The organism is Enterobacter sp. BNK-13 (assembly GCF_048685015.1).
GTDB classification, from domain to species: Bacteria; Pseudomonadota; Gammaproteobacteria; order Enterobacterales; family Enterobacteriaceae; genus Enterobacter; species Enterobacter quasiroggenkampii.
Map to the genome: position 1 here is coordinate 1,094,519 of NZ_JBLQTP010000001.1, position 22,037 is coordinate 1,116,555.

Genomic DNA, 22,037 nt, shown 5'->3' on the forward strand with positions numbered 1-22,037 from the left:
CGCGTGGTTAATTTCTGCGCTCAAACGCCAGCGCTTTACGCTCAATCAGGCGCATCATCAGCGTCAGCAGACCGTTCACCACCAGATACACCACGCCCGCTGCGCCGAACACCATCACGTCATAGGTGCGTCCATACAGCAGCTGTCCGTGACCCATCACTTCCATCAGGGTGATGGTGTAGGCCAGCGAGGTACTTTTGAACACCAGCACCACTTCGTTGGAATAGGAGGAGAGGGCGCGCTTAAAGGCGTACGGCAGCAGGATTGCCAGCGTGTCTTTCTTGCTCATGCCCAGCGCCCCGCAGGACTGCCACTGGCCTTCCGGGATGGCGCGGATCGCCCCATAGAACAGTTGGGTGGTATAGGCCGCGCTGTTCAGCGAAAGGGCAATCAGGGCACACAGCCACGGCTCAGAGAGCAGATGCCAGATAACCGGATACGCCTGCAGCGACGGGAACTGGCCCGGGCCGTAGTAAATCAGGAAGATCTGCACCAGCAGCGGCGTACCGGTAAACAGGGTGATGTACCCGCGCACAATCCACACCAGAACCGGCGTTTTCAGCGTCAGGATGATGGTGAAGATGAGCGCCAGGATCAGCGCCACGATAATGGACGCCACGGTCAGCGTCAGGCTGGTGTGCAGCCCTTTCATCAACTCGGGAAAGTATTCAAGCATCAGCCTGGTCTCCGTTCAAAGCGCGTCGCTCGCAGGTCAATACGCTTGAGGATGTACTGACTGAGCAACGTGATCACCAGGTAGATCGCCGCCGCCACAATGTACCAGGTAAACGGCTCCTGGGTACGGGTGGCGATGCTTTTGGTTTGCAGCATCAGATCGTTAACGCTTATCAGGCTCACCAGCGCGGTATCTTTCAGCAGCACCAGCCACTGGTTGCCGAGCCCCGGCAGGGCATGGCGCCACATCTGCGGCATTACCAGACGGAAAAAGATGGCGGATTTCGACAGGCCTAATGCCTGACCCGACTCCCACTGACCCTGCGGCACGGCTTTCAGCGCACCGCGCAGGGTTTGCGACGCGTACGCGGAGTAGAGCAGGGAGAGGGCAATCACGCCGCACAGGAACGGGCTGACGTCGAAGTTTTCGATCTGCATCTGCACCGGGATCTGCGCAAAGCCGAGATTGATCGTGAAGCCGTCAGACAGCGTCAGCAGCAACTGTGAGGAGCCGAAATAGATAAACAGGACCACCAGGATTTCCGGTAGCCCACGCAGCACGGTGACCAGCGCGGAGCCTGTCCAGGCGACGGGGAACCATTTCGCGGATTCCCACACCGCAAAGAACATCGCCAGCACGAGGCCGATAATCAGTGCGCAAACGGCAAGGCCGACGGTCATCCCGGCGGCGCTTGCTAAAGGAAAAATTTCATTCATCAGGAATTACTTCTGGAACCATTTTTTGTAGATGGTTTCGTAGGTGCCGTCTTTCTTCACTTTTTCCAGCGCAGCGTTGAATTTCTGCTGCAGCTCAGTGTTGCCCTGACGAACGGCAATCCCCAGACCGGTACCGAAGTAATCCTTATCGGTCACTTTGTCGCCCACTGGCGCCAGCTTGTCGTTGGCTTTGAGCCACTCGGTCACCACCGCGGTATCACCAAATACGCCGTCGATACGGCCATTTTGCAGATCCAGCTTCGCGTTCTGGTAGCTGTCATACGGAACGGTGGTGATTTCCGGATGCTTATCCATGATGAATTTCTGGTGCGTGGTGCCGTTCTGCACGCCCACTTTTTTGCCTTTCAGCTGATCGACAGAGGTGAATTTACCTTTCTGACCAATGAACAGGGCGGAGTTGTCGTAGTAAGGGGTGGTGAACAGCACCTGCTTTTCACGCTCGGGGGTGATGTCCATACCGGCCATCACGGCGTCGATACGGCGGAACTTCAGGCTTGGGATCAGGCTGTCGAACGCCTGGTTGCTGAAGGTACAGGTTGCATCGATCTCTTTACACAGGGCGTTAGCCAGGTCCACGTCGAAGCCCACAATTTTGTTGTTCGCATCAATGGACTCAAACGGAGGGTAAGAGGCTTCCGTCGCGAAACGAATGGTCTGGGCTGCGGTAGCAGAAAGGGTAACGCCAGCAAGCAGCACGGCAAGTAATACTTTTTTCATTATATTTCCCCTGACACAATCAATGAGATAAATAGTTTTTGAAGGCATCGGTTTGCGGGTTAGCGAAGCAGCTCGCATCACCTTGCTCAACGATATACCCATTTTCCATGTAGACCACACGGCTGGCGGTTTTGCGCGCCACTTCCACTTCGTGGGTGACGATAACCTGCGTAATATTGGTTTCCGCCAGCTCGCGAATGATGCTCACGATCTGGGCGGTGATTTCCGGATCCAGCGCCGCCGTCGGTTCATCAAACAGCAGCACCGCGGGTTCCATCATCAGCGCACGGGCAATGGCCACGCGCTGCTGCTGACCACCGGACAGGTGCAGCGGGTAGCGGTCGCTGTAGGGCTTAAGGCGCAGACGCTCCAGCAGCTTTTCGGCACGCGCAATCGCCTGATCCTTGCTTAACCCCAGCACGCGGCACGGGGCTTCAATCAGGTTCTGCAGCACGGTCAGGTGCGGCCAGAGATTGTATTGCTGGAAGACCATGCCGACGTTTTGACGCAGTTCGCGAATCGCCTTATCAGACGGCGTCTTAGCGAAATCAAAATGGTTACCGGCAATCGCGAGCGTACCTGAACGGGGCATCTCAAGCAGATTAAGAACACGCAGAAGGGAGCTTTTACCTGCACCGCTTGGGCCAAGCAAAACCAGCGTTTCGCCTTCCGGGCAGTTTAGCGTGATGTCAAACAGCGCCTGGTGTGCGCCGTAGAAGCAGTTAATGCCGTTTAGTTTAATACTCATCGGGGCAGTCTTTACTCATCCAGGCAATCTATAGCAATTGAGGCCGCAGATAGTACCGTTGACAGAATAGTTATGCAATATTTCTGCGTTAAAAGTTAAATATAACCCGTATTTCCTCTTAAACATAGCACAAAATAGCGAACGGCAAGGTCGGCGAGTATAAATGTCGGCATTCCGCAAGAAATGCCGGACATTTTACGGGGGTAACATTTTTATCATTGATGAATCAGCGGTTCTCAATCGACTGGCGAAGCGTGCCTGCCGGGGCATGAACGCTGCCGCCCACGTAGCGTACGTCGTCCACCGCCCAGCACTGTCCTTCACGGATCATCAGCACTTCGTCCTGCCAGGTTTGGGTGCCCTGCGTCAGCTTCACGCGCAGTGGAATATTACGGGCATCCGTGTTCGGGATGGTTGACGCGCTGGCCACTTCGGCGCTGTCCGGTAGCGTGGTGCGGCTGGAGAACGGATCGGATTTCAGCAGCGCGTTATGCTGCGGATCGCGGGTGGCATCATTAAGCAGTTTTGCCAGGCCATCGCTCAGATACGGGCGCAGGCCGGTGAGATCGTTGCTGCGGTGTTGGAGGCGATAATCATAGAACTGCTGCGCCACGGTGTCCGGGCCGCCCTCAATGCAGGGGCCGCTGCGGGTACCAATATCCTTAAAGGCAGGCGTGACCGTGGTGGTACAGGCGCTGAGCACCAGCGCGCAGGGCACCAAAAGTGTTAAAGCTGAATAGCGCATGTTGATTTCCTTATTTATTAACTATCCTTTCAATCATAGCGTAACGAACCGATAATGCTGTGCCTAAGGCATTGAACGCTAAAGAAGGAGAGAAACCATGCAGTTTTCAACAACGCCAACCCTGGAAGGGCAGACAATTACCGAGTACTGCGGCGTGGTCACCGGCGAAGCGATTCTCGGCGCCAATATCTTCCGTGACTTTTTTGCCGGTATCCGCGATATCGTGGGTGGCCGCTCGGGTGCCTACGAAAAAGAGCTGCGCAAAGCCCGCGAAATCGCCTTCAAAGAGCTCGGCGAGCAGGCGGAAGCCCTCGGCGCGGATGCGGTCGTGGGGATTGACATCGACTACGAAACGGTCGGTAAAGATGCCAGCATGCTGATGGTGAGCGTAAGCGGTACGGCGGTGAAAACCCTGCGATGACGCGTTCGTTTGCCGCGCTCCTGCTGGCGCTGCTGCTGGCAGGATGCGTCACGGAAAAGGGGATTGTTGATAAAGGCGCCTACGAGCTGGATACGCGTCATCAGGCGCAGGCGGCTTACCCGCGCATCAAGGTGCTGGTGATCCACTACACCGCGGATGATTTTGACAGCTCGCTGGCCACGCTGACGGATAAAAACGTCAGCTCTCACTATTTGATCCCTGCCAGCCCCCCGGCGCCGGACGGCAAGCCGCGCATCTGGCAGCTGGTGCCCGAGAGCGAGCTGGCCTGGCATGCGGGCATCAGCTTCTGGCGCGGTACAAACCGCATCAACGATACCTCTGTCGGCATTGAGCTCGAGAACCGCGGCTGGCAAATGCGCGACGGCGTGAAAACGTTTACTCCGTTTGCGCCTGCGCAGATTGCGGCGCTGGTGCCGCTCGCCAAAGACATTATTACCCGCTACAACATCAGACCTGAAAATGTGGTGGCCCATTCGGATATCGCCCCGCAGCGTAAAGACGATCCCGGTCCGCTGTTTCCATGGCAGCAACTGGCTCAGCAGGGGATAGGTGCCTGGCCCGATCCTGCCCGCGTGGCGTTCTATATCAATGGACGGCCGCGCTATCAGGAGGTCGAACGAGGGGCGCTGCTCGATGTGCTGAAGCGCTATGGCTACGAGGTGCCGGACAACGCCACGGAACAGCAGCAGAAGAGGGTGATCTGCGCGTTTCAGATGCACTTCCGCCCCGCGCTGTGGAACGGCGTGGCTGACGTAGAAACCCTGGCCATCGCCGAGGCGCTTTTAGAGAAATACGGGCAGGGGTAGTCCTTCAGGACTGCCCCCTGACCAGGTCATATTACCTTATTTTCTATGAGATTAATCTTAAGTACATTCTCAATTCATTTTTAGTTAATTGACTTAAAAATACCCTCATTTAAGATAGACGTATAGCTTGCTAAGTAATAACAAAAAATAACACCTGCTTATTGCTCTTATTTCACTTCTTCCAGAAGTTTTTATCAGGATTATACGAATAGTTCGGTGGTTCCACCGTGGCCCCTTTTTATCTAAAATTAACATCTTAATTCGGGTATAACAATGTTAAGCATTTACGGCAGAAAATTGCGTCCGCATCATGAAATGGAAAACATTATTTCCGCAACAGAAGGATATGAAGAAAAAACGTTAAAGAAATGGCAAAAAATTACCACTGTCGACAATGAATTTATTCATGTTATCGTCAGCGGTGAAGTGGAATTTCGCCGCGAATCCGACGAGCTCTGCATGTTCACCCTGCAGGGGCAGTGCGTGTTTGGACTCTCTTCCATTTTTTATCATTCATCCCATATGTATGGCCTGGTCCGCTCGAATACCGTGGTGCGTTCGATTCCAAAAGACGCCTTTTCTCAGCTTATGACGGAGAAAGGCTTATGGCCTGAGCTTACCAAAGTGCTGGCCTGGTATATCTGCATGCTGAGCAAGCGTGATGACGTGCTGGTCGCCCGCAGCGCCTATTCTGTTGTGCGCGAGTTTTTGCTGGAGATTAATGAACTGATTGTCCATCATCAACGCGATATCAACGTTTATGATTATATTCAGGAATACACCAACCTGGCACGCAGCACCATTATCAAAATTCTCTCCGACCTGAAAAAAGGTCAATATATTGTGGTGGAAAAGGGTCGACTCCTTAACATCACCAACCTGCCTGAAAAATATTAACTATTCCAGCCGGTCTCCTTTTTCACTTAACGGAGACCGGGAATTTTCTTTATGTAATGTGCTGGCCTGAGCATTATCCTGCGTTTCGTCAACCGGCGGCGCGGGTATTTTTCCTTGCGAATAATCCTGCTCCTGTTCTTTTAACGCCTGCTTAAACAGCTCGGTTAATGAACCTTCATCACCGTCCGTGCGGGCGGGGGCTGCATCGTCGTGCGCTTGCGTGCCGGGGAGGGTATCCCGCGAGGTATCATGCGGCACCGTGCCGTCCGGCGCCTGCTGCCAGTCGGCGTCGTCGCTGTTAATCGGCAGATCCTGCATGGCAGGGACGTCGGCCTGCACCGGCGCGGGTTTCGGGTGCGGATGCGGGAACGGCTTACTCACATACACGTAGTGCATGTCGGAAAGCTGCGTTTCAGGCTTCGCCACGTGCACTTTTTTTACCGGCTCCGGCGCAGGGTGGCGCAGTTGCCAGTAAACGTGGGCGTACAGCCCCGCCATTAGCATGACGCAGAGGCTTACTATTCCTAACAAGGCGTTAGAAACGATCTTTCTCAGGCTGGGCATGCGGTACGAAAACCAGACCGCTTCCCCGGAAACGTAGCTGCGCTGAGCCGCAAGACAGATGGTAGACATTAGGAATGCTTCTCCTGCGTTTTCGCGTCCGGCGTGGCGTGGGTGGTCTGAAGCAGTACGCTCGGCGTGGTGTTGGTGTCACGCATTAACTGCATCAGCGTATCTTCCCCGGGAATGCCGTCGACGCGCAGATGCATTTTTTGCTGGAACTCGCGGGTGCGTTTCATCATCTCCGCCGTCCAGGTTTGCGCGTGGGTTACCGGTTCGGCAAGGGCCTGGCTCAGCTGCTGATCAAGCCAGGCCAGCTCTTTACCGTCGCTGGCGGCGCTGATGGCGTCTTTGCCTTCCGGCGTCAGGCGGTGGAGCTGGATATAGTTGCCGGTGGCATGCTGGTTAAACCAGTGACGGCTTACCTGCCAGGTACGGTTGTTCATCAGCAGGTCAAGCGAGTTATCCCCGACGCGGGCGACCACGGCATAGTTAAGGTGGTTGCCGGTTTTCAGTTCACTCACCCACGGATACCCTTCCTGTGCCAGCGCATCCGGGGAAGCATTCCCCTGCTTACACATCAGGTTCACCTTCGCGGCGTTCTGGCACAGGGCATCCTCCGCCGAGGCGTCATACCCCCACATCAGATAGAGCTGATGCATCGCATCCGGCTGGTTAACCACCTCGTTATCGATAACCGGCACCACCGGCGCCTGGAATTTTGGCGTCTGCTGTTTCCAGCTGGCAGGCACCGGCAGTTGAATCGGAAGTCTTGCACCGATCGAAGAGGTCAAATACCAGCCGCAGGCGGCGAACAGCACGGAGGCGAATAAGCCCACGGTAGCCAGGCGCTTACCGTGTTTTTTCGCGGGCAGGATCTCACCTGCCGCCAGGCGCAAATGACGCGGGCTGACCTGGGCTGCACGTTCGGTCCAGGCGGCGAGCATCGACAGGTGCGCCAGCTCGTTCAGCTTGCTGATATTCCCTTTAGTCAGGGCATGCATTTTACGCACCCGCGCCGGGGTTAACGGCGCGTGCTCACCCCCGTGCGCTTCACACTGCGCCTGAACGTAGCTGAGAAACTCCCGGCAGGTAAGGGGACGCAGGGTGTGACAGGTATGCGCATATTCACGCAGTTCAGGCTGCTGCATCAGCGCGGCATCCCGATCCGCTGGCCCCATCAGCACGACGGACAGGCGAAACTCCAGCTCCTGCGCACGCGTCAGCAGCAGAGCCAGCACCTCCCGACAGGTTTCTTTCATGGCATCGGTATGGCTAATCACCAGCACTTTCGTCCTGCTTTTCCCTCCCTGCCACTGGTGCAGGATGGTATCCACCGCCTGAAGCTGGTTTTTGCTCTCTTTCGTTCCCGGGTTGAGCTTATACAGCAGGCTACTGGCACTCAGTTTTGGAAACGCATTGATAGCAATAACGGCAGGGGAAGTGGATTTCAGGGCGTCGCTGAACTGGCCCAGCAGCGGGGCATCGTCAGCAAAGAGCCCAATAATCCCCGCCTGTTGGGTTTTCTCTTTCAGCAGGTTGAAAATATCCTGATGATACGGCACGAAGAAATCGCCCGAGGCGCGGGTGATTTTTCGAAAAGGCGGGTGATTAAATTTAAAATGACTCTGATACATAGCGACTTACCGTCTCTGGACATGAATAGCAATGGTCCGGAAAAGTACGGCAAGGCTGCATCATGGTCAATTTACGGACAGGGTAAAAATAACCTGTTGGCTACCTCTAACACCGCTCTTTTTGACGGTCAATCTTTTTCTTTATCAAAGTTAACGGCGAAGCAGGTGGTCGATTATCAGGCCGCTAATTACTATTTATGCCACATATTGGCGCAGCATGACGCTGCTTATTTTCGCTTTGCTAAAGGCCAGATGAATAATGAGGTTCTCACTTCTTTCACGGTGGATAACGCCCTGTATTATGTTTGTATTGCTGATTTTTTGCGGTCAGCAAGGCTACGTCATTTTTAAAGATTATAAAAAAGTGACGAATAAGCTGGCGAACACAGCGGCGAAACCGCAAAAAAGACGTCAGGAAGAAAAGGCTTTTTCACTTTTCACCGCCGCCGTGCGTCAGGATAGCCTGCCTGCGGCCGCGAAAGCCCCGCTCGCCGCCGAAATTGAGGGGATCGTCCGCAGCGACGATGCCTGGCTCTCCTTCGCCGTGATCAAAACGCCGGGGGGACAGAAGAGCTATCGCGAAGGCGAGGCGCTGACCGGTTTTAACGATGCCTTTATTCAGGAAATTAACAAAGACAATGTGGTGGTTAATTACGAAGGTGCTACGCAGGTACTGGCGTTAAATAAACCTGATTATTTTAAGGGCGGCGTAGACAGCGGTCCGGTAACCAAATCGACGAAAGATGCAGGTGCGGAAAGCGTGCATCTGGATGATTATCTGGTGTTAAAACCACGTATCGAAAAGGGCCAACTGGAAGGCTACAACATTAATCCAAGGAATGCCTCTGCCTTCTACAGCCATTCCGGGCTGGAAAAAGGCGATGTGGCGGTAAAAGTCAATTCTGTCGATATGACCGATGCAGCAAAGGCAAAAAATATTATTGCCAACTGGTCGAAAATGAAAGAAGCGGAGGTCGTCGTCAGACGTCACGCTCACCTTGAAAATATTCGGGTCAATGTTCTAAACAATTAACAAGTGTACAGACATGAAGAAATTTCCTTGGGCGTGCGTGGCGCTGACCGCATTGTCGTTATATTCCAGTTCGCTGCTCGCAGCTAACTTTAGCGCCAGCTTTAAAAATACCGATATCCGCGAGTTTATTGATACGGTAGGCCGCAATCTGAACAAAACCATTCTGGTCGATCCGTCCGTTCAGGGCACGGTGTCGGTCAGAACCTATAACGTGCTGACGGAAGATGAGTATTACCAGTTCTTCCTGAGCGTGCTGGACCTGTACGGCCTGTCGGTGATCCCGATGGATAACGGCATGGTCAAGGTGGTGCGCTCAAGCATTGCCCGCACCGCCGGTGCGCCGCTGGCCGACGGTAAAAATCCGGGCAAAGGTGATGAGATCATCACCCGCGTCGTGCGCATGGAAAACGTGCCGGTGCGCGAGCTGGCCCCGCTGCTGCGCCAGCTCAACGATGCCACCGGCATCGGGAACGTGGTGCACTTCGAGCCGTCCAACGTGCTGCTGCTAACCGGTAAAGCCTCGGTGGTCAATCGCCTGGTGGATCTGGTTCAGCGCGTGGACAAAGACGGTATTCAGCGCCGCGAGATTGTGCCGCTGCGCTTTGCGTCCGCTAAAGAGCTCTCCGACATGTTGAACAACCTCAACAATGAAGAGCAGAAGGGGCAGAACGCGCCGCAGCTGGCCACCAAAGTGGTGGCAGATGACGAAACCAACAGCCTGGTGATCAGCGGCTCGGAAGACGCGCGCATGCGTACCCGCTCCCTGATCCATCAGCTGGATCGCGAGCAAAATAACGAGGGGAATACCCGCGTCTTCTATCTCAAGTATGCCAGCGCCACCAAGGTGGTTCCGGTCCTGACCGGCATTGGCGAGCAGCTGAAGGATAAGGCGGGCGCGCCGAAGTCGAAAGCCGCGCCTGCGTCCAGCGATCTGAACATTACCGCCGACGAGGCAACCAACTCGCTGGTGATCACCGCCCAGCCTAACGTGATGAACTCTCTGGAGAAGGTGATCGACAAGCTCGACATCCGTCGTCCACAGGTGCTGGTGGAAGCCATCATCGCGGAAGTGCAGGACGGTAACGGCCTGGATCTCGGCGTGCAGTGGACCAGCAAGCACGGCGGCGTACAGTTCGGCTCAACCGGTCTGCCTATCAGCCAGATTAAAAACGGCACCATGAAGGGGGCGAGCTTCACTGGCCTGGCGACCGGCTTCTTTAACGGCGATTTCGGTGCCCTGATGACCGCGCTCTCCACCGACGGCAAGAACGACATTCTCTCCACCCCAAGCGTGGTCACGCTGGATAACAAAGAAGCGTCGTTCAACGTCGGGCAGGATGTGCCGGTGCTCTCCGGCTCGCAGACCACCAGTGGCGACAACGTTTTTAACTCCGTTGAGCGTAAGACGGTCGGTACCAAGCTGAAAATTGTGCCGCAGATCAACGATGGCGACATGATCCACCTGAAGATTGAGCAGGAAGTCTCCAGCGTCGACAACAGCGCGACGGAGGACGCCAGCCTTGGCCCAACCTTCAACACCCGCACCATCAACAACGAAGTGATGGTACACAGCGGCCAGACGGTGGTGCTTGGCGGCCTGATGGAAAACGTCACCAAGCAGTCGGTTTCCAAAGTGCCCCTGCTCGGCGATATCCCGCTGGTTGGTCAGCTGTTCCGCTACACCTCGCAGGATACCTCGAAGCGCAATCTGATGGTGTTTATCCATACCACCGTCCTGCGCGACGACGATAACTTCAGCGCGGCGTCGAAAGAGAAATATGACCAGATCCGCGCCCGCCAGCAGCAGCGCGTGGAGGAGAAGAAGCTCGGTATTATTGAACCGTCCGACAGCGCGGTGCTGCCAGCCTTCCCGTCGGCCAGCGCCGCGCCGGCCACAACCCGCGCCAGCACGTCGCGCAATCCGTTTAAAAACTAAGGCGGAGGGCGCAACGTGGATGAACTGAGTAAAACGCTCTGCAGCAGCAGTTACGCAAAGGATAACGGCGTCCTGTTTTACAACAACGACGTCTACATTCGCGAGGATGCTCCCGCGTTTGCCCTGCTGGAGATGCGCCGGGTACTGGGACGCCCCTTCGAGCCGACGATCCTCGCCCCTGAGGCCTTTGAGGAGATGCTGGCCAAAATCTGGCAGCAGAGCAGCGGCGTCTCCCAGCAGCTGGTGGACGATATGGACGCGGATATCGACCTGATGGCGTTAACCGAGGAGATCCCGGATAACGAAGATCTGCTCGATAACGACGAAAACTCGCCGGTGATCCGCCTGATCAACGCCATTCTCGGCGAGGCGGTGAAGGACGGCGCGTCGGATATTCACATTGAAACGTTCGAACGCACGCTGAGCATTCGCTTCCGCGTTGACGGCGTCCTGCGCCCGGTTCTCCAGCCTGCGCGCAAGCTCGCGCCGCTGCTGGTGTCGCGCATCAAGGTCATGTCAAAACTCGACATCGCCGAAAAACGTCTGCCGCAGGATGGTCGTATCTCCCTGCGCATTGGCCGCAAGGCGATCGACGTGCGCGTCTCGACTATTCCGTCCCAGTACGGCGAGCGCGTGGTGATGCGCCTGCTCGATAAAAGCAATCTGAAGCCCGACATCAACAAGCTGGGCCTGATTGATGAAGAGCTGGAGAAGTTAAAAGGGCTGATTGACCGCCCGCACGGCATCATCCTGGTCACCGGGCCCACGGGCTCCGGGAAAAGTACCACCCTGTACGCCATTCTCTCGGCGCTGAACGGTCATGAGCGCAATATCCTGACCGTCGAAGATCCGATCGAATACGAGCTGGAAGGGGTGGGGCAGACCCAGGTGAACCCGCGCGTGGACATGACCTTTGCCCGCGGGCTGCGCGCCATCCTGCGTCAGGACCCGGACGTGGTGATGATCGGGGAGATTCGCGACGGCGAAACCGCGCAAATTGCGGTGCAGGCCTCGCTCACCGGTCACCTGGTCATGTCTACGCTGCACACCAACAGCGCCGCCGGTGCCATCACCCGTCTGCGGGATATGGGGCTGGAGTCGTTTTTAATCGGTTCATCGTTGCTCGGTGTCATTGCCCAGCGTCTGGTGCGTCGGCTGTGCACGCACTGCCGCACCACCAGTCCGCTGGACGCCAATGAAAAAGCGCTGTTCAGCTTCATGGAGACGCCGCCGAAAGCGATCTATCGCGCGGTGGGCTGCGAGCATTGCCGCCAGAGCGGCTATCAGGGACGTGCGGGTATTCATGAATTCCTGGTGGTGGACACCGCCATGCGCCGCGCCATCCATGAAGATAAAGATGAAATGTCCATCGAAACGCAGCTCTTTAAGCAGGCCTACAGCCTGCGCGAAAACGGGCTGCTGAAGGTGATCAGCGGTGTCACCTCTCTGGAAGAGGTAATGCGCGTCACCGCCGAGCGTGGAGGGGATGAGTAATGGCCCTCTACGCATGGACGGCAACAGATGCGGCGGGCAAAACCCGACGCGGCACGCTGCAGGCCGAAGGGCAAAAGCAGGTTCGCCAGACGTTACGTGAGCAAAAGCTGATGCCCGTCAGCATCTCCGAAACGCGCGAGGCGGCGGTGTCCGGGAAAGCGAAAACCGGGGCGAAGCTCTCCACGCCGGTGCTGTCGATGTTTACCCGTCAGCTCTCCACGCTGGTCAACGCCGCACTGCCGCTGGAGAGCGCGCTGAAGGCGATCTCGAAGCAAACGGAGGACAAAAAGCTGGCGGCGATGGTGGTGGAGATCCGCGAGAAGGTGGTGGAAGGGCATACGCTGTTCGACGCCTTCAGCCAGTTCCCGCGCACCTTCGACAAGCTTTACTGCACGCTGGTGATGGCCGGTGAAAAAACCGGCCACCTCGGCGACGTGCTGGAGAAGCTGGCGGAGTACAACGAGCAGCGCCAGAAGATGAAGAGCAAACTGACGCAGGCGATGGTCTACCCGATCACCCTGACGGTGGTGGCCATCGCGGTCATTAGCATTCTGCTGGTGGCGGTGGTGCCGCAGGTGATCGAACAGTTCACCCACATGAAGCAGCAGCTGCCGATCACCACCCGCACGCTGATTGCGGTGAGCGATTTCCTGCAGGCGTACGGCATCTATATTGTCGGGATCCTGGCCGGTGGGGTTATCGGCTTTAAGACCTGGCTCAGAAACGCTAAAAACCGCTTTCGCTGGCACAGCTGGCTGGTGAACGGCTCGCCGATTAAAAAGTTGGTGTGCGCCATCAACAGCGCCCGCTATATCCGCACGCTCAGCATCCTGCAGGCGAGCAGCGTGCCGCTGCTCGAAGGGATGTATATCGCGATGGACGGTATTGAAAATCTCTACGCCCGGCAGGTGCTGGAGCAGGCGGCGGATACCGTGCGCCAGGGGGCATCGCTCTATGCCGCGCTGGAGCAGGCGAAATTATTCCCGCCCACCATGCTGTACATGATTGCCTCCGGTGAAGAGAGCGGCGAATTAGGCAACTTAATGGACCGCGCGGCGGAAAACCAGGAGTCGGCGCTACAGCATCGCATTACGTTAACGCTGTCGGTATTTGAACCGGCGCTGGTGGTCTCCATGGCGACGATTGTTTTATTCATCGTGCTGTCAATATTACAGCCGCTTCTGCAACTTAATAATATGGTAGGTTAAATCATGGCTATAAAAACAAAACGTCTGGCTCGCCAGGCGGGGTTCACTCTGCTCGAATTAATGGTGGTGATCGTTATTCTCGGCGTTTTAGCGAGTATGGTGGTGCCAAATTTAATGGGTAATAAAGAAAAAGCGGACGCGCAAAAGGCGACCAGCGATATTGTTGCGCTCGAAGGCTCGCTGGATATGTATAAGCTCGATAACCACCGCTACCCGACCACCGAGCAGGGCCTGCAGGCGCTGGTGACCAAACCTGAGATCGCACCTATTCCCAACGGCTACCGCGCCGACGGCTATATTCGCCGCCTGCCGCAGGACCCGTGGGGCAACGATTATCTGCTCGTCAGCCCGGGTGAACACGGCGCCGTAGACGTCTTCTCTGCCGGTCCTGATGGCGAAGCCAATACCGCAGACGATATTACGAACTGGTCTCTGGATAAGAAAGAGAAATAATGAAACGTCAACGCGGCTTTACGTTGCTGGAAATTATTCTGGCGCTGGTGATATTTGCCAGTTGCGCCATGATGGTTGTATCAACAATACCCTCACGCAGCGGTGCGGATATATTTGGTCAGCAATTAAAAGCCCTCGTTGATTATGGTTCAGACCGCGCGGTAATGGACGGAAATATTGTCGGGCTGGTCATCACTACCGATAACTATCAGCTGGTCACGCTCGACGATAAAAACGGCGAACGTCGCTGGGTGCCATTATCCGCAGGCCGTATTACCACGAAGGGCAATTTCCCGGAAGAGATGCACGTATCGCTTTCGCCTCAGCGTCTGGCGGCGACCGTCGAGGCCGATCCCCAGATCCTCTTTCTGCCGGACGGCGAGATTGGCCGTTTTACGCTGACGCTGCAAAGTTACGACAAACAGCATCACTTCCGTGTGGTGTCGCAGGGCGCTGCCCCGGTATCGGTAGAAAACGATGACTAAAGGCAAGGTTAAGCAAAAGGGGATGACGCTCCTGGAGGTGATGGTGGCGCTGGTCATTTTCTCCACCGCCGCGCTGGCGCTGATGAATTCCGTCTCCCTGAACGTACGCTTCACCCACGGGCTGGCCGAAACGCTGCAGGCCAGCTGGGTTGCGGAAAATCAGCTGGCAGAAGCCCAGCTTGCTAAAGCCGATTTTCCCGATACCGAGGAGCAGGGGACGGAAATTATGGGGGGACGCAGTTGGTACTGGCACAAGCAGCGGGTGAAAACCGCCAATAGCGGCTGGGCCAATGCCATCCGCGTTTACGCCGAAGGTGATGAAAGCCAGCCGGTCATTTCGCTTCAGATTATCGGGCCGGGAGAAGAGAGCAAGTGAAGACGATCCGACGCCAGCGCGGTTTTACCCTGCTGGAGATCATGATTGCGCTGACCATTTTCGCGGTCATCAGCACCCTGGCCTGGCAAATTCTGGACGGCGCGATGCGCACCAGTTCAGCCACGGATGCCAGTGCGGCAAAGCTCAACCAGCTTCAGCGTGCCTGGAGCCTCATGGAGCGCGATTTTTTCCAGCTGCAGGCGCGGGCGCCGCGCAACGAGCCGGATCTGTTTTTGCAGGATGGCGATGCGGTTGAATTCACCACGCTGAACGGCGTGAGCGGCACGGTCCAGCTGGAGCGCGTGCGCTGGCTGCTGGAAGAGGGGCGCCTGTATCGCGACGTCTGGCCGGTCATTGACAGCCCGGCAGACGTCAAACCCGATGAAGTGCCGATTGTCAGCGAGGTGAAATCGATGCAGTGGCGGTTTTATCGCAAGGGCTGGCAAAAAAGCTGGGGTGAGTCCGCCCATCTGCCAGACGGCGTGGAGCTCACGCTGACCATGGAAAATGGCGAGACCTGGCGCTGGGTGTTTACCACGCCGGGAGACATGCCGGAAGCGGCGGCACCGCAGCCGGGCACCGAAACGGCGGCACCGGCGGCGGAAAATACGCCCGCCCCGCAACGTGCGCCTGCGCCGGACGTGAAGCCATGAGCCGGATACATCAACAACGCGGCGTTGCCCTGCTGGTTGTGCTGATCCTGTTGGTCATGATGTCGGCCCTGGCGGCCAAAATCAGCCAGCAGTTCTGCCGTAATTTGCAGAAAACCCACTATCAGGTGAGCCAGCAGCAGCTGCGCTGGGCAATGCAGGCGCAGGAAAAGGTGGTGAAAGACCGCCTGCAGAGCGACGCCAGCGGCGAGAGCAAACCACTCGACCCGGAGGGCGACTGGCACCAGCCGCTGGAGACGCAGGGCGAAGACTATACGGTGGTCAGTCAGGTCGTGGACGCGCAGGACTGCTTCAACGTCAATAACCTGCTGGCCGCAGACAAAGTGGCTCAGGATCAAACTGCGTCAGACGTGCCGGAAAAACCGCGAAAAGAGAAGATTGTCGAGCAGATCCTGACGGACGGCGGCGTCAGCCAGACGACGGCGGAAGAGGTCTATCAGCAACTGGTGGATTATCTCGACGGCGACACCACAACGGTGAAAGAGGGCGCGGAGACGGACGCCTGGGCTGGCGTGGTGCCGGCGCGTCAGCCAGCGAATCAGATGATGCGCACCCTTGCCGAGATAAAGCTGCTGCCGGCGTTTCCTGCTGCGGCGTACCCGAAGGTGAGCAAGCTGTTATGCGCGCTGCCGGACTCCGCCAGCAAGGTGGATGTCAATACCCTGACGCCGGAGCAGGCTCCCTTACTGGCAGCCCTGTTCCCGGGAAAACTGACCGCGGATGATGCCGTTCGTCTGATTGCGTCGCGGCCGGAGACCGGCTGGGAAAGCATGGAAGTCTTCAGCAAAGCGCTGGAACAGGCCTTCCCGCAGCTTAAGGACGATCTCCCGCAGGTGGCTGAGGTTCTCTCCATCAACAGCCGGTATTTCCGCGTCAACTATACCGGCAATACCGATGAGTTAACGCTTCGCGTGGTGAGCCAGCTTCAGGTGAATAACGAAGCCGGTGAAATTGTGACGTGGCAACGTCGTTACCGAATGATTGAATAAGAAAAGTAGAACGCTATGAAACAGGTCCTTTTTGTTCGTCCCGACAGCCGTGAGGACGGGAAAATCATGTGGTGTGAGTCGGGAAGCGAACAGGTTACAACCCTGGACACCCCGCAGGCGCTGCATACCCTTGCCGATCATCCGCTGGCCGCGCGCATCTGTCTGCTGCTGCCCGCCAGCGAGATGATCTTCCGCCACTTTACGCTGCCGAAGAAAGTCGCGTCGCAGGCGACCGCCTTCTCGTGGATGGCGGAGGAGACCCTGATCGGCGAGGTGGACGATCTCCACTGGACGGTGCTGAACAAAAAAGGCGCCGAGGTGGACGCCGTGGCGATAGATACCGCCCGCCTGCAGCAGTGGCTGACCCGCTTTCACGAGGCGGGTCTGAAGGTGATTCAGGCCCTGCCGGACGCCTGGCTGCTGCCGGTGACGGCGGGCGGAAGCACGCTGGTCGCGCAGGAGGAGAACTACTGGCTGCGCTTATCCCCGCATACCGCCTGTAACGTTGAGGCGGGTCTCTTGCCGCTGCTGATGCAAAAAGCCGGAGACGGCGAGGTGCGTTGCTACGGGGAGATCCCGCCAGGCGTTGAGGTTGACGACCAGCTGGCGGGCGAACATCCGCTGGTGCTGATCCAGCCCCAGTGGCAGGCGTGCCGCGTCAACCTGCTGCACGGTGCGTTCAGCGCGAAGGCGACCAGCGCGAGGGCGGCGAAAGGGATGAAGGCCGCCGTCGCGGCGATGGGGCTTCTCTCTCTGGGCCTGCTGCTCGGCCCCCGCATCGCCCTGGCGTGGATGCTGGTCGATCAGGAAAATCAGGTCCAGCAGGAGATGGTCCAGCTCTATCAGCACCATTTTCCTAGCATGCGCCAGCAGACCAACATCAAGTACCACTTCGGGCAGAACATCAAGAAGCAGCCTAAGGGCATTTTTTTGCAGATGGACGAGCTGGAAAAAATCCGTCAGTCCGTTCCGTCAATGGAAATTACGCTGCTTGAATATGACGACACGCAGGGGGGCCTGACGTTAAGCGTGAGTGCGCAAAACGAGCAGGCGTTACAGGACTTCATTCATCAGGCCAGCGCGAATTTTGATTTTACGTTACAGCCTATTTCAAAGGACGCGCCGTATACGGCCATGATTACAGGGAAATATAAATGAAAGGGCGAATTGCACAGCTTAAATCTCGTTATCAACAATACAGCGTCAGAGAACAACGCATTTTAAAAATAGCGGCGGGAGCCTTATTCGGCGCCGTCATCTATTACGCGGGGGTAATACCCCTGGATAACATGATAAAAAATAGCCAGGCGACGCTGGCGCGACAAACTGAAACGGTAAACTGGATGAAAACAGAAATTGATAAAAACCATCTGCCGGTGCTACAGGTGAAAACTGATAATCCACGCAGTGTGGTGGAGAATAGCGCGCATGAAATTAACCTGACCTTGACCGATATTCGCCAGGACGGTCAGACCCTGGCCTTTGTGGTGAACCGGGTCAACGTCTATGAATTAAAAAACTGGCTGCGTGAGATGAACCTCGCCTCCGGCGTCAGGCTGGAGAAAATAAACCTCACGCCGGTGGATCACCTGAGCGACGTGAAGGCCGAAATCCAGCTGACCTGGAAAAAAGTGGCATGAACGGGCTGATGCTCGTCCGGGAGAGTTATCCCGTCGGGTTTGCCGCGATGAGCGGCGTGCTCGGCGCGATCCTGGGGAGCTTTCTCGGCGTCGTGGTGGACCGCGTGCCAGGGATGGTGATGGAGGAGGCGTGCCGCAGCAACCTGCTTTTCCCGGCATCGCACTGTCCCGTCTGCCAGCATGCGCTGCGCGCCTGGGAGAATATCCCGCTGCTGAGCTGGCTGGCGCTGCGGGGACGCTGCCGCTGCTGTCAGTCGGCGATTCCGCTGCGGTTATTTTTACTCGAACTGGTGATGGCGTTGTTCTTTGGCGTCACCGCCTGGTGGATACCGGGCTTAGCATCCCTTTTCTCGCTGTGGGTGCTGGCGGCCTTTCTGCTGCCGCTGGCGATGATTGATAGACAGCACCAGCTGCTGCCCGACTGCCTGACGCAGCCGCTGCTGTGGGCCGGGCTGCTGTTCCACGCCTTCAGTCACGGACTGCCCCTGCGCGATGCGCTGCTGGGCGCGGTGGCGGGCTATCTTTCGCTCTGGCTGGTGTACTGGGCGTTTCGTCTGCTCACCCGCCGGGAAGGGCTGGGCTACGGCGATTTTAAGCTGCTGGCGGCGCTGGGCGCCTGGTGCGGCTGGCAGGCGCTGCCTGAGATTGAGTTAATTGCCGCATTAAGCGGCATCGTGGGTTATTTGCTTTTAAATAAATTAAATAAAAATAACCTCACCATCGCTTTCGGACCTTATCTGGCTTTTGCTGGAATAGCACTCTATACCAGCCAGTTATTTGCGCTCACATATTAAATAACCGGGTCAAGTTTTTTTATCAATTTTTTCGACGGGGAAAGAGAAGGACGATCTTTTATCCTCAGTGTATCGTAAAAGGCATAAGCTACACGGAGTTTTAGCTTGTATCTTTTAATGGAGGAATACAACGCGTCTTTAAGGTTTGGGTAACGGCTGTCTGCGTATTTAAAAACGCACTATGTGAATAATATTCCATGTTTTAAAGGAAGACATGGGGCAATTACGTTTACGAATAAATTTATCAGGAAATAAAAATGAAATTTATTAAGCCTAAATATCTGGCGCTCTTTATTGCAGCGGCAACCGGTTCTGCATTCGCAGCTGCGCCAGGTGCACCGACCATCGGCTACGGCAATGACAAATTTGCGCTGGTGGAAGTGGATCAGGCCGCGCAGGATTACAACAGCCTCGTCAAGGTGCATAACGACGGCGTGGATGTGAAAGTCGAGTGGAACGTGTGGAGCGGCGACGCGCCAACCTCTGCAAAAGTGCTGCTCGATGGTCAAACCGTGTGGACCGGTGCAGCCGGTGCAAGCGGCTCAGCCACTTTTAAGGTGAAAAAAGGCGGACGTTATCAGGAACAGGTGGAAGCCTGTAATGCCAGCGGCTGTACCAAAAGCGCCAGCAAGCTGATCATCGTGGCGGACACCGACGGCAGCCATCTGCTGCCGCTGAACGCACCGCTGCAGGAGAACAACAAAACGTTCGCCAAACATCCTGATAAAGTGGTTGCGGCGTACTTCCCTGAATGGGGCGTTTACGATCGTAACTTCCCGGTTGATAAAATCCCGGCAGCAAACCTTAACCACATCCTCTATGGCTTCATTCCAATCTGTGGCGGCGACGGCATTAACGACGGCCTGAAAACCGTTGAGGGCGGCAACAGCTTCTCCGTGCTGCAGCGCGACTGCGCCGGACGTCCGGACTTTACCGTGGCCATCCATGACCCGTGGGCTGCTCTGCAAAAACCGCAGGCGGGCGTCGCCGATTGGGACGACCCGTACAAAGGGAACTTTGGCCAGCTGATGGCGCTGAAAAAAGCGCATCCTGACCTGAAAGTGCTGCCATCCATCGGCGGCTGGACCCTGTCCGACCCGTTCTACCACATGGGCGACCCGGCAATCCGCTCTCGCTTCGTGGCCTCCGTGAAGGAGTTCCTGCAGACCTGGAAATTCTTTGACGGCGTGGACATCGACTGGGAATTCCCGGGCGGCGGCGGCGTGACTGAAACCAAAGGCAACCCGCAGCAGGATAAAGCCACCTACACGGCGCTGATTCACGATCTGCGTAGCATGCTGAACGAGCTCTCCGCACAGACGGGTCGTACCTATGAGCTGACCAGCGCCGTGGGTGCAGGCCGCGACAAGATCGAAGACGTGGATTACACCACCGCTCAGCGCGATCTCGACCATATCTTCCTGATGAGCTACGACTTCTACGGCGGCTGGAGCAACACCGAGCTGGGCCACCAGGCCGCGCTGCGCGCGCCGTCATGGCGTCCGGACACGAACTACACCACCGAGAACGGCGTGGACGCGCTGCTTGCTCAGGGCGTACAGCCAGGCAAGATCGTGGTGGGTGCGGGCATGTATGGCCGCGGCTGGACTGGCGTGCATGGCTACACCGGCGACAATCCGTTCACCGGTACTGCAACCGGCATGGTGAAAGGCACCTGGGAACCGGGCGTAGTGGACTATCGTCAGATTATGAACGAGTACAAAGGCAAGCCAGGCTGGGAATCCGGCTACGATGCGACTGCCGAAGCGCCGTACGTCTTCAATAAGGCAACGGGGGATCTGATCTCCTATGAAGATGCACGCTCTACTACGGCAAAAGGGAAGTACGTGCTGTCGAAAAACCTGGGCGGCCTCTTCGCCTGGTCTATCGACTCCGATACCGGCGACATCCTGAACGCGATGAACGAAAGCCTGATGGGCGGCTCTGCGCCAGTTGATCCGGTCGTGACCAACCATGCGCCGGTTGCCACCGCGGTTGACCAGACGGTAACCGGTCCGGCTACCGTGACCCTGGACGGTTCGGCTTCAACCGATCCAGACGGTGATGCCATTACCTACAAATGGACCCAGATCTCTGGCCCATCGGTGACCCTCACCAACAGCACCAAAGCGAAGGCTTCCTTCAATGTGGCGGCCGTCACCAGCAACCAGACGCTGGCGTTCCGACTGACCGTGACCGACGCGAAGGGGCTGAGCAACTCCGCTGATGTTCAGGTCGTTAACAAAGCGCCAAAAGCGAACCAGGCGCCGGTGATTAACCCAATGCAGAACGTCACCCTGCAGGCAGGCGAAACCTATGCCCTGCACGCGCAGGCGGCGGATCCAGACGGTGATGCGCTGACCTACGCCTGGAGCGTACCGGCTGATATGCACGCGACCGGTACCGATAGCGCGAACGTGAACATCACCGCGCCTGAGGTGAGCTCTGAGTCGTCCTATACCCTGAGCGTGGTGGTGAGCGATGGCAAGACCAGCGTTCAGTCCAACGTCCATGTCGTGGTCACGCCAAAACCGGCTGACGAAGTGACGCCTCCGGCAGAAGACGTCACTCCGCCTGCGGATGAAGTGACGCCACCGTCAGACGAGGTGACCCCGCCGTCTGATGAAGGTACGGCGACCGGCAGCTGCGATAAGCCTGTTGACGCCAACGCCAGCAAATATCCGGCGTGGGAATCCAGCAAAATCTACAACACGGGCGATACCGTCAGCTTCGACCATCTGGTGTGGAAAGCGAAATACTGGACGCAGGGCAACCAGCCTGACTTCGGCGTGGACGCATGGGAAATGGTAAGCAACGTGAAGATGAACTGGCGCTCTGACCTGGCATACAACGGCGGCGAAACCACGACCTACCAGGGTAACGTTTACCGCGCGAAATGGTGGACGCAGGGTGATAACCCGGCCAACAGCGACGTATGGGTGAAAGAAGGCGCATCAACCGATTGCAAATAACCTTCTGAACCGTGAATTGC

At 56.8% G+C, this 22,037-nt stretch carries 24 protein-coding genes; 17 read left to right on the top strand and 7 right to left on the bottom strand.

What is annotated here, in order from left to right:
* Window positions 1-7: 7 nt before the first annotated feature.
* From artM to ACMGGQ_RS05210, 5 genes are all read right to left on the bottom strand, one after another.
* Window positions 8-676, bottom strand: a complete 669-nt coding sequence (gene artM / locus ACMGGQ_RS05190) for an arginine ABC transporter permease ArtM (RefSeq protein ID WP_028012513.1) — start codon at window positions 674-676, stop codon at window positions 8-10.
* The gene (artQ, locus tag ACMGGQ_RS05195; RefSeq protein ID WP_023310941.1) at window positions 676-1,392 is read right to left on the bottom strand and encodes an arginine ABC transporter permease ArtQ; all 717 of its coding nucleotides are present in this window, start codon (window positions 1,390-1,392) and stop codon (window positions 676-678) included. Before artQ ends, artM begins: the two co-directional genes overlap by 1 nt.
* Window positions 1,393-1,398: 6 nt before the next feature.
* Window positions 1,399-2,130 (bottom strand): arginine ABC transporter substrate-binding protein ArtI, encoded by a 732-nt coding sequence (gene artI, locus ACMGGQ_RS05200; RefSeq protein ID WP_008500032.1) that lies wholly within the window; start codon window positions 2,128-2,130, stop codon window positions 1,399-1,401.
* A gap of 19 nt (window positions 2,131-2,149) precedes the next feature.
* Window positions 2,150-2,878 (bottom strand): arginine ABC transporter ATP-binding protein ArtP, encoded by a 729-nt coding sequence (gene artP, locus ACMGGQ_RS05205; RefSeq protein WP_008500030.1) that lies wholly within the window; start codon window positions 2,876-2,878, stop codon window positions 2,150-2,152.
* A 226-nt stretch (window positions 2,879-3,104) separates the two neighbouring features.
* Complete coding sequence (locus ACMGGQ_RS05210; RefSeq protein ID WP_167212378.1) at window positions 3,105-3,623, bottom strand: lipoprotein; 519 nt, start codon at window positions 3,621-3,623, stop codon at window positions 3,105-3,107.
* A 97-nt stretch (window positions 3,624-3,720) separates the two neighbouring features.
* Here ACMGGQ_RS05210 and ACMGGQ_RS05215 point away from each other — a divergent pair, with 97 nt between their 5' ends.
* From ACMGGQ_RS05215 to ACMGGQ_RS05225, 3 genes are all read left to right on the top strand, one after another.
* Entirely contained in the window at window positions 3,721-4,044 is a 324-nt protein-coding gene (locus ACMGGQ_RS05215; RefSeq protein WP_023310944.1) for a heavy metal-binding domain-containing protein, read from the top strand.
* Window positions 4,041-4,871, top strand: coding sequence for an N-acetylmuramoyl-L-alanine amidase (locus ACMGGQ_RS05220; RefSeq protein WP_262801928.1), 831 nt, complete (start codon window positions 4,041-4,043; stop codon window positions 4,869-4,871). The genes ACMGGQ_RS05215 and ACMGGQ_RS05220 overlap by 4 nt, the downstream gene beginning before the upstream one ends.
* A 273-nt stretch (window positions 4,872-5,144) precedes the next feature.
* A complete protein-coding gene (locus ACMGGQ_RS05225) occupies window positions 5,145-5,768 on the top strand; it encodes a helix-turn-helix domain-containing protein (protein ID WP_045908427.1) in 624 nt (207 codons plus the stop codon).
* Here ACMGGQ_RS05225 and ACMGGQ_RS05230 read toward each other — a convergent pair whose 3' ends face one another.
* Together ACMGGQ_RS05230 and ACMGGQ_RS05235 are read right to left on the bottom strand one after the other, a co-directional pair.
* A complete protein-coding gene (locus ACMGGQ_RS05230; protein WP_420289673.1) occupies window positions 5,769-6,401 on the bottom strand; it encodes a hypothetical protein in 633 nt (210 codons plus the stop codon).
* The gene (locus ACMGGQ_RS05235; RefSeq protein WP_420289674.1) at window positions 6,401-7,966 is read right to left on the bottom strand and encodes a peptidoglycan-binding protein; all 1,566 of its coding nucleotides are present in this window, start codon (window positions 7,964-7,966) and stop codon (window positions 6,401-6,403) included. The genes ACMGGQ_RS05230 and ACMGGQ_RS05235 overlap by 1 nt, the downstream gene beginning before the upstream one ends.
* A 21-nt stretch (window positions 7,967-7,987) precedes the next feature.
* Here ACMGGQ_RS05235 and ACMGGQ_RS05240 point away from each other — a divergent pair, with 21 nt between their 5' ends.
* The 14 genes from ACMGGQ_RS05240 (at window position 7,988) to ACMGGQ_RS05305 (ending at window position 22,017) form a co-directional block, all read left to right on the top strand.
* A complete protein-coding gene (locus ACMGGQ_RS05240) occupies window positions 7,988-8,317 on the top strand; it encodes a hypothetical protein (protein ID WP_139843655.1) in 330 nt (109 codons plus the stop codon).
* Window positions 8,268-8,999, top strand: a complete 732-nt coding sequence (gene gspC, locus ACMGGQ_RS05245) for a type II secretion system protein GspC (RefSeq protein ID WP_420289675.1) — start codon at window positions 8,268-8,270, stop codon at window positions 8,997-8,999. The genes ACMGGQ_RS05240 and gspC overlap by 50 nt, the downstream gene beginning before the upstream one ends.
* A 13-nt stretch (window positions 9,000-9,012) precedes the next feature.
* Window positions 9,013-10,935: a type II secretion system secretin GspD gene (gene gspD / locus ACMGGQ_RS05250; RefSeq protein ID WP_045908423.1), complete on the top strand. Its 1,923-nt coding sequence runs from the start codon at window positions 9,013-9,015 to the stop codon at window positions 10,933-10,935.
* A 15-nt stretch (window positions 10,936-10,950) separates the two neighbouring features.
* Window positions 10,951-12,429: a type II secretion system ATPase GspE gene (gene gspE / locus ACMGGQ_RS05255; RefSeq protein ID WP_048027124.1), complete on the top strand. Its 1,479-nt coding sequence runs from the start codon at window positions 10,951-10,953 to the stop codon at window positions 12,427-12,429.
* Entirely contained in the window at window positions 12,429-13,637 is a 1,209-nt protein-coding gene (gene gspF, locus ACMGGQ_RS05260; RefSeq protein WP_252073612.1) for a type II secretion system inner membrane protein GspF, read from the top strand. The genes gspE and gspF overlap by 1 nt, the downstream gene beginning before the upstream one ends.
* A 3-nt stretch (window positions 13,638-13,640) precedes the next feature.
* Window positions 13,641-14,090: a type II secretion system major pseudopilin GspG gene (gene gspG / locus ACMGGQ_RS05265; protein WP_008500018.1), complete on the top strand. Its 450-nt coding sequence runs from the start codon at window positions 13,641-13,643 to the stop codon at window positions 14,088-14,090.
* Window positions 14,090-14,575 (top strand): type II secretion system minor pseudopilin GspH, encoded by a 486-nt coding sequence (gspH, locus tag ACMGGQ_RS05270; protein ID WP_126534828.1) that lies wholly within the window; start codon window positions 14,090-14,092, stop codon window positions 14,573-14,575. The genes gspG and gspH overlap by 1 nt, the downstream gene beginning before the upstream one ends.
* A complete protein-coding gene (gene gspI, locus ACMGGQ_RS05275) occupies window positions 14,568-14,951 on the top strand; it encodes a type II secretion system minor pseudopilin GspI (protein WP_045908419.1) in 384 nt (127 codons plus the stop codon). Before gspH ends, gspI begins: the two co-directional genes overlap by 8 nt.
* A complete protein-coding gene (gene gspJ / locus ACMGGQ_RS05280; RefSeq protein WP_420289676.1) occupies window positions 14,948-15,604 on the top strand; it encodes a type II secretion system minor pseudopilin GspJ in 657 nt (218 codons plus the stop codon). The genes gspI and gspJ overlap by 4 nt, the downstream gene beginning before the upstream one ends.
* Window positions 15,601-16,611, top strand: coding sequence for a type II secretion system minor pseudopilin GspK (gspK, locus tag ACMGGQ_RS05285; RefSeq protein ID WP_420289677.1), 1,011 nt, complete (start codon window positions 15,601-15,603; stop codon window positions 16,609-16,611). The genes gspJ and gspK overlap by 4 nt, the downstream gene beginning before the upstream one ends.
* 15 nt (window positions 16,612-16,626) lie before the next feature.
* Window positions 16,627-17,769 (top strand): type II secretion system protein GspL, encoded by a 1,143-nt coding sequence (gspL, locus tag ACMGGQ_RS05290; protein WP_420289678.1) that lies wholly within the window; start codon window positions 16,627-16,629, stop codon window positions 17,767-17,769.
* Window positions 17,766-18,251 carry a type II secretion system protein GspM gene (gspM, locus tag ACMGGQ_RS05295; RefSeq protein WP_045908415.1) on the top strand — a complete coding sequence of 162 codons (486 nt, stop codon included), beginning with the start codon at window positions 17,766-17,768 and terminating at the stop codon, window positions 18,249-18,251. Before gspL ends, gspM begins: the two co-directional genes overlap by 4 nt.
* Window positions 18,248-19,045 (top strand): prepilin peptidase, encoded by a 798-nt coding sequence (locus tag ACMGGQ_RS05300; protein ID WP_353144077.1) that lies wholly within the window; start codon window positions 18,248-18,250, stop codon window positions 19,043-19,045. Before gspM ends, ACMGGQ_RS05300 begins: the two co-directional genes overlap by 4 nt.
* Window positions 19,046-19,302: 257 nt before the next feature.
* Window positions 19,303-22,017, top strand: a complete 2,715-nt coding sequence (locus ACMGGQ_RS05305; RefSeq protein ID WP_420289679.1) for a glycosyl hydrolase family 18 protein — start codon at window positions 19,303-19,305, stop codon at window positions 22,015-22,017.
* The last annotated feature ends 20 nt before the right edge of the window (window positions 22,018-22,037 follow it).

Bases quoted from the DNA above. Each gene is read 5' to 3' on its own strand.
- artQ (WP_023310941.1), bottom strand. From the start codon at position 1,392: ATGAATGAAATTTTTCCTTTAGCAAGCGCCGCCGGGATGACCGTCGGC.
- ACMGGQ_RS05240 (WP_139843655.1), top strand. From the start codon at position 7,988: ATGAATAGCAATGGTCCGGAAAAGTACGGCAAGGCTGCATCATGGTCA.
- gspG (WP_008500018.1), top strand. From the start codon at position 13,641: ATGGCTATAAAAACAAAACGTCTGGCTCGCCAGGCGGGGTTCACTCTG.
- ACMGGQ_RS05230 (WP_420289673.1), bottom strand. From the start codon at position 6,401: ATGTCTACCATCTGTCTTGCGGCTCAGCGCAGCTACGTTTCCGGGGAA.
- artI (WP_008500032.1), bottom strand. From the start codon at position 2,130: ATGAAAAAAGTATTACTTGCCGTGCTGCTTGCTGGCGTTACCCTTTCT.
- gspC (WP_420289675.1), top strand. From the start codon at position 8,268: ATGTTTGTATTGCTGATTTTTTGCGGTCAGCAAGGCTACGTCATTTTT.
- gspD (WP_045908423.1), top strand. From the start codon at position 9,013: ATGAAGAAATTTCCTTGGGCGTGCGTGGCGCTGACCGCATTGTCGTTA.
- gspH (WP_126534828.1), top strand. From the start codon at position 14,090: ATGAAACGTCAACGCGGCTTTACGTTGCTGGAAATTATTCTGGCGCTG.
- gspL (WP_420289678.1), top strand. From the start codon at position 16,627: ATGAAACAGGTCCTTTTTGTTCGTCCCGACAGCCGTGAGGACGGGAAA.
- artM (WP_028012513.1), bottom strand. From the start codon at position 676: ATGCTTGAATACTTTCCCGAGTTGATGAAAGGGCTGCACACCAGCCTG.
- gspM (WP_045908415.1), top strand. From the start codon at position 17,766: ATGAAAGGGCGAATTGCACAGCTTAAATCTCGTTATCAACAATACAGC.
- ACMGGQ_RS05305 (WP_420289679.1), top strand. From the start codon at position 19,303: ATGAAATTTATTAAGCCTAAATATCTGGCGCTCTTTATTGCAGCGGCA.
- gspI (WP_045908419.1), top strand. From the start codon at position 14,568: ATGACTAAAGGCAAGGTTAAGCAAAAGGGGATGACGCTCCTGGAGGTG.
- ACMGGQ_RS05300 (WP_353144077.1), top strand. From the start codon at position 18,248: ATGAACGGGCTGATGCTCGTCCGGGAGAGTTATCCCGTCGGGTTTGCC.
- ACMGGQ_RS05225 (WP_045908427.1), top strand. From the start codon at position 5,145: ATGTTAAGCATTTACGGCAGAAAATTGCGTCCGCATCATGAAATGGAA.
- artP (WP_008500030.1), bottom strand. From the start codon at position 2,878: ATGAGTATTAAACTAAACGGCATTAACTGCTTCTACGGCGCACACCAG.
- gspK (WP_420289677.1), top strand. From the start codon at position 15,601: ATGAGCCGGATACATCAACAACGCGGCGTTGCCCTGCTGGTTGTGCTG.
- ACMGGQ_RS05215 (WP_023310944.1), top strand. From the start codon at position 3,721: ATGCAGTTTTCAACAACGCCAACCCTGGAAGGGCAGACAATTACCGAG.
- ACMGGQ_RS05210 (WP_167212378.1), bottom strand. From the start codon at position 3,623: ATGCGCTATTCAGCTTTAACACTTTTGGTGCCCTGCGCGCTGGTGCTC.
- ACMGGQ_RS05235 (WP_420289674.1), bottom strand. From the start codon at position 7,966: ATGTATCAGAGTCATTTTAAATTTAATCACCCGCCTTTTCGAAAAATC.
- ACMGGQ_RS05220 (WP_262801928.1), top strand. From the start codon at position 4,041: ATGACGCGTTCGTTTGCCGCGCTCCTGCTGGCGCTGCTGCTGGCAGGA.
- gspF (WP_252073612.1), top strand. From the start codon at position 12,429: ATGGCCCTCTACGCATGGACGGCAACAGATGCGGCGGGCAAAACCCGA.